Annotated in this window: 5 protein-coding genes and 3 pseudogenes; 2 read left to right on the top strand and 6 right to left on the bottom strand. The window is 65.0% G+C overall.

Annotated features, from left to right (window positions below):
- Positions 1 to 1,691 (top strand): annotated as a pseudogene (locus JCM25146_RS20055) (DNA translocase FtsK); the annotation flags it as partial.
- The gene (locus JCM25146_RS20050; RefSeq protein WP_035372784.1) at positions 1,692 to 2,363 is read left to right on the top strand and encodes an RluA family pseudouridine synthase; all 672 of its coding nucleotides are present in this window, start codon (positions 1,692 to 1,694) and stop codon (positions 2,361 to 2,363) included. It begins immediately after the preceding pseudogene.
- A 102-nt stretch (positions 2,364 to 2,465) separates the two neighbouring features.
- On the opposite strand, the gene JCM25146_RS15100 is transcribed toward JCM25146_RS20050, so the two are convergent.
- From JCM25146_RS15100 to JCM25146_RS20040, 6 genes and pseudogenes are all read right to left on the bottom strand, one after another.
- Positions 2,466 to 3,620: a glycosyltransferase family 4 protein gene (locus tag JCM25146_RS15100; protein ID WP_051544329.1), complete on the bottom strand. Its 1,155-nt coding sequence runs from the start codon at positions 3,618 to 3,620 to the stop codon at positions 2,466 to 2,468.
- 38 nt (positions 3,621 to 3,658) lie between these two features.
- Positions 3,659 to 4,318: a glutathione S-transferase family protein gene (locus JCM25146_RS15095; protein WP_025829057.1), complete on the bottom strand. Its 660-nt coding sequence runs from the start codon at positions 4,316 to 4,318 to the stop codon at positions 3,659 to 3,661.
- Positions 4,319 to 4,343: 25 nt separating this feature from the next.
- Complete coding sequence (gene mnmA / locus JCM25146_RS15090) at positions 4,344 to 5,426, bottom strand: tRNA 2-thiouridine(34) synthase MnmA (protein ID WP_025829055.1); 1,083 nt, start codon at positions 5,424 to 5,426, stop codon at positions 4,344 to 4,346.
- A gap of 33 nt (positions 5,427 to 5,459) precedes the next feature.
- Positions 5,460 to 5,774 (bottom strand): ferredoxin family 2Fe-2S iron-sulfur cluster binding protein, encoded by a 315-nt coding sequence (locus tag JCM25146_RS15085; RefSeq protein WP_025829054.1) that lies wholly within the window; start codon positions 5,772 to 5,774, stop codon positions 5,460 to 5,462.
- Positions 5,775 to 5,829: 55 nt separating this feature from the next.
- Positions 5,830 to 7,012, bottom strand: a pseudogene (locus JCM25146_RS20045) (cysteine desulfurase family protein).
- 12 nt (positions 7,013 to 7,024) lie between these two features.
- A pseudogene (locus tag JCM25146_RS20040) lies at positions 7,025 to 7,335 on the bottom strand (aminotransferase class V-fold PLP-dependent enzyme); the annotation flags it as partial.

Raw genomic sequence — 7,335 nt, 5'->3', positions numbered from 1 at the left:
TCCACTCCCCGCCACACAGGCAGACCCCGGCTTTATTCTCCCCGCAACCACAACACCGGCCCCACTAGCAGAAAAACCCGCCAGAAGCGGCCTGCTCGGCCGCCTGTTTGCCGGGGCCAGCCAGACCGAAAACACCACTCCCACCCCGGAACGGACCGCCGCGCGCAAAGGCGGGTGGGAACTCCCCCCCATGAGCCTGCTGCGCGCTGCACCCAGCAACGCCCACACCGGCCCCTCGCCCGAACTGCTGAACGCCACCGCCCGCATGCTGGAGCAGGTTCTGGCCGATTACGGCGTGCAGGGCCGCATTGTAGGCATGAGTGCCGGACCCGTGGTCACACTCTATGAGCTGGAACCCGCACCGGGTATTCGCTCGGCCCGTATTATCGGGCTGGCGGACGACGTGGGCGCGCTCGCTCTCCGTGCTGAGCGTGCGTATTGCCACAGTCCCCGGTCGCAACGTGATGGGGATTGAAGTTCCCAACCAGACGCGTGAGACGGTCTACCTGTCCGAGCTGCTCAACCAGCCCACATGGCGCGAGGATACGGGCCAGCTCCCCCTCGCCCTTGGCAAGGATATTGCGGGCGAGCCCATGTTCTCCGACCTTGCGCGCATGCCGCACCTGCTGGTCGCGGGCACCACCGGCTCGGGCAAGTCGGTGGGTGTGAACGCCATGATCCTGTCCCTGCTCTACCGGCTCTCGCCTGATGAGTGCAGGCTGATCATGATTGACCCCAAGGTGCTTGAGCTCTCCATTTACGATGGCATCCCCCACCTGCTGACCCCGGTTGTGACCGAACCGCCAAAGGCCGTAAACGCGCTCAAATGGGTCGTGCGGGAGATGGACCGCCGTTACCGCACCATGGCGCACATGCAGGTGCGTAACATTGCCGGCTACAACGCCCGTGCGAGTGAAGCCCGCGCAGATGGGGAGGTCGTGGTCCGCCGCGTGCAGACCGGCTTTGACCCCGAAACCGGCAACCCGGTGTTTGAGGAGCAGTCCGTCACCCTCGACCCCATGCCCTATATTGTCGTCATTATTGACGAAATGGCCGACCTGATGATGACCGCAGGCAAGGAAATTGACGCCTGCGTGCAGCGGCTGGCGCAAAAGGCGCGTGCTGCGGGTATTCACGTCATCATGGCAACGCAGCGCCCCTCGGTGGATGTGATTACGGGCACCATCAAGGCCAACTTCCCCACCCGTATCTCCTTTCAGGTTATCAGCAAGTTCGACAGCCGCACCATTCTGGGCGAGCAGGGAGCGGAGCAGCTTCTGGGTCAGGGGGATATGCTGTTCATGCAGGGCGGGGGGCGCATTACCCGCGTGCATGGCCCGTTTGTGGCCGATAGCGAGGTGGAGCAGGTCGTCAACTTCCTCAAGGAACAGGGCGAGCCGATCTATGATGAGGACGTTCTGGCCGACCCCATGGAGGAAAATGCGTCCTCCAGCGCTGGCAGCCGCGCCAGCGGGAACGAAAATGCCGAAGCCGATATGTACAGCGAGGCAGTGGACATTGTCACGCGGGAGGGCAAGGCTTCCACCTCCTTTATCCAGCGCCATCTCTCCATTGGCTACAACCGCGCGGCCAAGCTGATTGAGCAGATGGAAAAGGAAGGCATTATCAGCCGTGCCGACCATGTAGGCCGCCGCAAGGTGCTGGTCGGCGCCGCGCGGGAAGAGGACTGAATGCCCCCCTCCCCTCCGGCCCTGCCGCCCCTGCTCTACCAGAGCAGCCATGTGGTGATTGTGGACAAGCCCGCGGGCCTGCCCGTACACACCGGCCCCGGCGGTGGCGCATGTGTGGAGGACTGGTTCCCCCTGCTCTCCCGCCGCAAGGACGGGCCGTGGCTGGCCCACCGGCTGGATACCGATACCTCAGGCTGCCTAGCCATAGCCCTACGCAAGCAGCCCCTGCTGGCCATGCAGCAGGCCTTTGCCACCAAAACCGCGCGCAAAACTTACTGGGCCGTGGTGAATGGTGTGCCACGCGCCCAGACCGGGCGCATTGACCTGCCCCTGCTCAAGACCAGCACCAGAGCGGGCTGGTCCGTACAGGTGGCAGCCACAGGCGCTCCAGCAGCCACCACATGGCGGGTGCTGGGACAGAGCGCACACACAAGCTGGCTGGAACTGGAACTTGAAACCGGGCGAACCCATCAGGCCCGTGTGCATTGTGCGGCCATGGGCTGGCCCATTGTGGGCGATGCCCTTTACGGCACCGCCAGCCCCGCAGGCCTGCACCTGCTGGCCAGAAGCCTGCATTTACCCCTTGAAAACGGCATTACCGTAACCGCTCCACCGCGCACCGGCATGCAGCCCGCCCTGCGCGCCTGCGGCTGGCAGCCGTCCCCGGCCTGACAAGCCACCCGCCCAGAACGCGCAGCCAACACAGCATCTGGAACACACTCTACACCCGGCTTCAGATGCAAAAAGCCACACCCCAGCGCGCCTGCCTGAGCCTTACCCTTGCGCCAAGCGGCTGACATGCGGCCAGACCTGCACAACGCGGGTCTGAAAAATCTGGCGTTCAGGCCGCAGCACTGCACTGTCAAACAACCGCGCACGGGCCAGACCCGCCTGCCCCAGTTGCGCACGTAACGTGGCATCGGCCATCAGGCGCTCCAGTGCTGCCACCATGCCCGGCAGGTCATCCGGGCTGGCATAGAGTGCTGCCTGCCCCGCAACCTCGGGCAACCCGCCATTGCGTGACGTCAGCACAGCAGCCCCACACCCCATGGCCTCCAGTGCGGCCATGCCAAAAGGCTCGGCCCACCGGCTGGGCACTACCACAATGGCGGCGTGGCTCATGGCCTGCAAAACCTGCGCATGGGGCTGATAACCCGCCATGCTGACCCCAGCTACGCGCGCCTGCTCCTGCAAACGGGCGAGAAAATCTGTCTGGGGAGATGCTGGGCCAAACCTGTCTGCCCCAATAATGGTGGCCTGCCATGTCGGGTAGCGGGGCAGCAGGGCCGCACAGGCCGCGACAAACGCATCCACTCCCTTGTCCGCCACAACACGCCCTGCAAACAGCACGGTCCTGTCCCGCACGGGGGCGGGGGCAGGCAGGGCCGCAAGGTCAAGCGCGTTGGGCAGAACCGTAACACACCCCTGAGCACCCTGCGCCAGAAACCGCGCCCGCAGCCAGCCCGACACGGCCACAACCGCCATTTTGCCTGCCAGCACCGTACGTTCCCGCGCGGTTTTGGCCCCACGCATGCCACACGGGTCATTATGCAACACCAGCACCAGCGGCATGTGGGGAAAACGCCGACTGATAGCCAGCGCCAGATCCGGCCGGTTATGCACCTCCACCAGATCGGGGCGGATGCTACCAACAAGCCGAGCGACCCCCGCCCGGTAGCGCCCCATGGTCCCAAGAGCAAACAGGGCTGGAGGAACCGGCACAAAAGGCACATCGGCAAACGCACGGGTAGCAGGGGCACTCCCCACCACAACCTCGCCTACACCGGCCATGCGGCGCACCAGCAGCGCTATGGCCCCTGCCTCCGCCGCAGCAAACCGCTCACGCGGGGGCAGAACAGTCATGACCCGTAACGGCCTGTGGGGGGCGGTTACGGGCTGGGCCACATGCGCAGGTGTGGGGGTGGACATGCCTAGCCCTGCCCCCGGCTGAGCATCATGGTGCTGGCTCAGGCCAGTGCTTCATACATATCCAGCTGCCATGCCACCGGCTCACGCGCAGCGGCGGCATACCACTCCTCCATCAGGGGGTGGTGGCGCACGGCCTGCATGTAGGCATGAGCCGTGGGAGAAAGCCCCGGCACGTCGTAGGAGAGAAAACGGCACACAACAGGGGCGAACATGGCATCCACATTCCCCATACCCGGCCCGCACAGGAATGGCCCGCCACGGCCCGCACCCTCGGTCCAGATAGCGTTGATGCGCGCAATATCCTTGAGCACATCCTCCCCCAGCGGGGTGGGCAGCGGCCGGTTGCGCCCCAGATTCATGGGGAATGCCGAGCGCACGGCCCGGAAGCCGGAATGCATTTCCGCAGCAGCGGAGCGCGCCCATGCCCGTGCAACCCGGTCCGTCGGCCATAGAAAACCATGGTGCTCGGCACAGTATTCGGCAATGGAGAGCGAGTCCCACACCACCGCGTCCTTATGCTCCAGATACGGCACACACCCATTGGGGGAGAGGGTTTTAAGCGCTGTGGTCTGCCCGCCACCGGCGAGTGGCACAACCTGCACCGCCACATCCAGCCCAGCCAGACGCACGCAGAGCCAGCCCCGCAGCGACCATGATGAATAACGCTGTGTTCCGATAACCAGACGACCTTCGGCCATGCGCCAGCACTCCCTGTTCCTGAGTTTACACCGTAACCGGCTGCTCCGTCCGGCGAATGAACCCGCCACCCAGAATCCGGCTTCCCTGATAAAACACGCAGGCCTGACCGGGGGCGGGCATGGCGGGTGCGTCCAGCAGCACGGTTGCCCCATCGGGGGTGGGCAGCACGCGGGCGGTGCGTGGCTCCTCACGCGCACGCATCTGCACCTTGCACACAAGCCCTTCTGGCGGGGCGTCCACCAGCCAGTTCACATCCCGCACGGACAGGGCGCTGACAAATGCGTGGGCGCGTGGGCCAATAATCACACGTTTGCGGCCGGGTTCGACCCCCACCACCATCTGCCGTTCCCCCTGAAGGCGCGCGGCATTGCCCAACCGTTTGCTCTGCCCCACGGTAAAGCGCATGACCCCTTCGTGCGCGCCCACAACATGGCCGGACTGGTCCACAATCTCGCCCGGGCCTGCCATTTCGGGGTGCATACGCTCGACAAGGTCCACGTAGGAGCCATCGCTGACAAAGCAGAGGTCCTGGCTGTCGGGCTTGCCCGCCACAACCAGTCCGTAGCGCTCGGCCTCCTGCCGTACGGCGGCCTTGTCGGGCATGTCGCCCAGGGGGAAGCGTAAAAAATCCAGCTGCGCGCGCGTGGTGGCAAACAGGAACCAGCTCTGGTCACGCGCCTCGTCCACAGGGCGGTGCAGTTCGGCCCCCTGCGGGCCTTCCACACGGCGCACGTAGTGGCCGGTGGCCATGGCCTCTGCCCCGATTTCCTTCGCCAGTCCCAGCAGGTCGGTAAATTTGACGCCCTGATTGCAGGCAACGCAGGGGACCGGAGTCTCGCCCGCGGCATAGGCATCGGCAAAGCGTTCGATCACGCTGTCCTGAAACCGGCGCTCGGCGTCAATGACATAATGCGGGAACCCCAGACGGTCGGCCACGGCGCGGGCATCGCGGATGTCCTGCCCTGCGCAGCATGCACCTTTTTTGGCCACCCCTCTGGAATCGTAAAGCTGAAGGGTCGCGCCCACGACCTCGTGCCCTTCCTCCAGCAGCCGGGCAGCCACCACGGAACTGTCCACCCCTCCGGACATGGCAACAAGAATACGCATGGGCGGGTTATCCTTCCCCTTTAATAATCGGTATCAGGCCTTGCTGGGCAGGCGCACAACCAGACCATCCAGTGCTTCGGTCATAACAATCTGGCAGCCAAGGCGTGAGGTTTTTTCCAGACCAAAGGCAAGGTCCAGCATGTCTTCCTCATCATCGGTGGGGGCACTCAGCTTGTCCGCCCATGCCGGGTCCACCACCACGTGGCAGGTCGCGCAGGCGAGCGAGCCTTCGCAGGCCCCTTCAAGGTCCACATCGTGCTTGTGGGCGATTTCCAGCACGGACAGGCCAACAGGGGCATCAACCGTGCGTTCTGTTCCGTCCTGCTCAACAAACGTCATCTGGGGCATTGGTTTCCATCCTGCCAAAAATTATCATGGCGGCTACGGCCGGTTTAAATTGGCCTTATGCTGTGGGTCTGGCCCGCGGGGGCGTGGCCCGAACCTGCAAGGCAGCCTGTGCCAGACTGTCCGCCGCGCGTTCTGCTTCGGCGGTGGAGGTAAAACGTCCGGGGGACAGACGCAAGCTTCTTCCTGCCTCATCAAAGCTCAGGCCCATGGCTTCCAGCACATAAGACGGGGCCAGCTCCGCTGAAGAGCAGGCCGAACCGAGCGAAACCTCAAGCTCGGGCATGGCCTCCAGCACATCTGCGGCGCGCAGGTCAGGCGGCAGACGCAGGCTGAAAATACCCGGCAGGCGTGCCGCCTCCTGCGCATTGACCACACACCCCGGCAACCGCACCTGCAACCGTGCGACAAACAGGGCCTGCAACGCAGCCAGATGTGCGCCATCACGCGCCATATCCGCCTGCGCAATGCGGCAGGCCGCCCCAAACCCCGCCAGCAAAAAGCCCGGCAGTACCCGAGCGCAAACCCCGCTCCTGCCCACCGCCCGAGAACAGGGGCGTCAGCCGCACACGGGGGCGGCGGCGCACATACAGCGCACCTGCCCCCTTTGGCCCATACAGCTTGTGGCTGGAGACAGAGGCAAGGGCCACGGGCAGATGGTGCAGGTCCAGCGCAATCTTGCCTGCCGCCTGCGCCAGATCGGTATGGAGCAGAGCGCCCGCCTGCGTGACCAGAGCACCCAGTGCGGCAAGGTCCTGGAGCACCCCGGTCTCGTTATTGGCCGCGGCAATGGAGACCAGCGCGGTCGGTGCATCCGCTAAAGCTGTCGCCAGTACATCCGGCTCCAGCACCCCTTGGGCATTGACCGGCAGAACAACCGGCTCAAACCCTTCCTGCGCCAGATCCTCTACACTCTGGAGCACACATTTATGCTCGGTCGCCACGGTAATAACCCTGCGGCGCGCGCTCCCCTGCGCCGCCAGATGCCGCATGGCCCCCTTGATGGCCAGATTGTTGGACTCGGTCGCCCCCGAGGTAAACACAATCTCACGCGCCTCGGCCCCCAGCAGGGCGGCAACCTCCGCACGGGCCTGCTCCACCATCTGTGCCGCACGGGTGCCGCTGGCGTGGGTGGTACTGTGCGGGTTGCCGTTCTCCTCCGCCAGAGCACGCAGCAGAACTGCCTGCACACGTGGGTCGCACGGTGTGGTGGCCGCGTGGTCAAAATACAATGCCGCCATGCCGCCCCCCACCTATGCCAGCGCCAGACCGGCGCCTACCGCCATGCGTGTATAACTTTGCACAAACCGCTCCACATCCGCCTCCTGCGTGTTCCACGGCAAGGATACGCGTATGGCCTGCCCGGCCAGTTCCCCCAGCCCCATAGCGTCCAGCACGTGCGAAAACGCGACCTTACCCGACGAACAGGCCGACCCGGCTGAAACACAGACCCCATCCAGATCAAGCCGCATAAGCTGCCCCTGCGCGCGCCGCCCCGCCAAGGCGAGGGAGGCCGTATTGCCCAGACGGGGTGCCCCCGCACCGCATACCACCGCCCCGGCGG

It is taken from the genome of Acetobacter okinawensis JCM 25146 (assembly GCF_000613865.1).
In the GTDB taxonomy this organism is placed as follows: Bacteria; Pseudomonadota; Alphaproteobacteria; order Acetobacterales; family Acetobacteraceae; genus Acetobacter; species Acetobacter okinawensis.
This window is presented reverse-complemented; position numbering and strand designations above follow the sequence as displayed.

Excerpts from the sequence above, each read along its gene's own strand:
- JCM25146_RS20050 (WP_035372784.1), top strand. The coding sequence starts at position 1,692 with ATGCCCCCCTCCCCTCCGGCCCTGCCGCCCCTGCTCTACCAGAGCAGC.
- JCM25146_RS15100 (WP_051544329.1), bottom strand. The coding sequence starts at position 3,620 with ATGTCCACCCCCACACCTGCGCATGTGGCCCAGCCCGTAACCGCCCCC.
- JCM25146_RS15095 (WP_025829057.1), bottom strand. The coding sequence starts at position 4,318 with ATGGCCGAAGGTCGTCTGGTTATCGGAACACAGCGTTATTCATCATGG.
- mnmA (WP_025829055.1), bottom strand. The coding sequence starts at position 5,426 with ATGCGTATTCTTGTTGCCATGTCCGGAGGGGTGGACAGTTCCGTGGTG.
- JCM25146_RS15085 (WP_025829054.1), bottom strand. The coding sequence starts at position 5,774 with ATGCCCCAGATGACGTTTGTTGAGCAGGACGGAACAGAACGCACGGTT.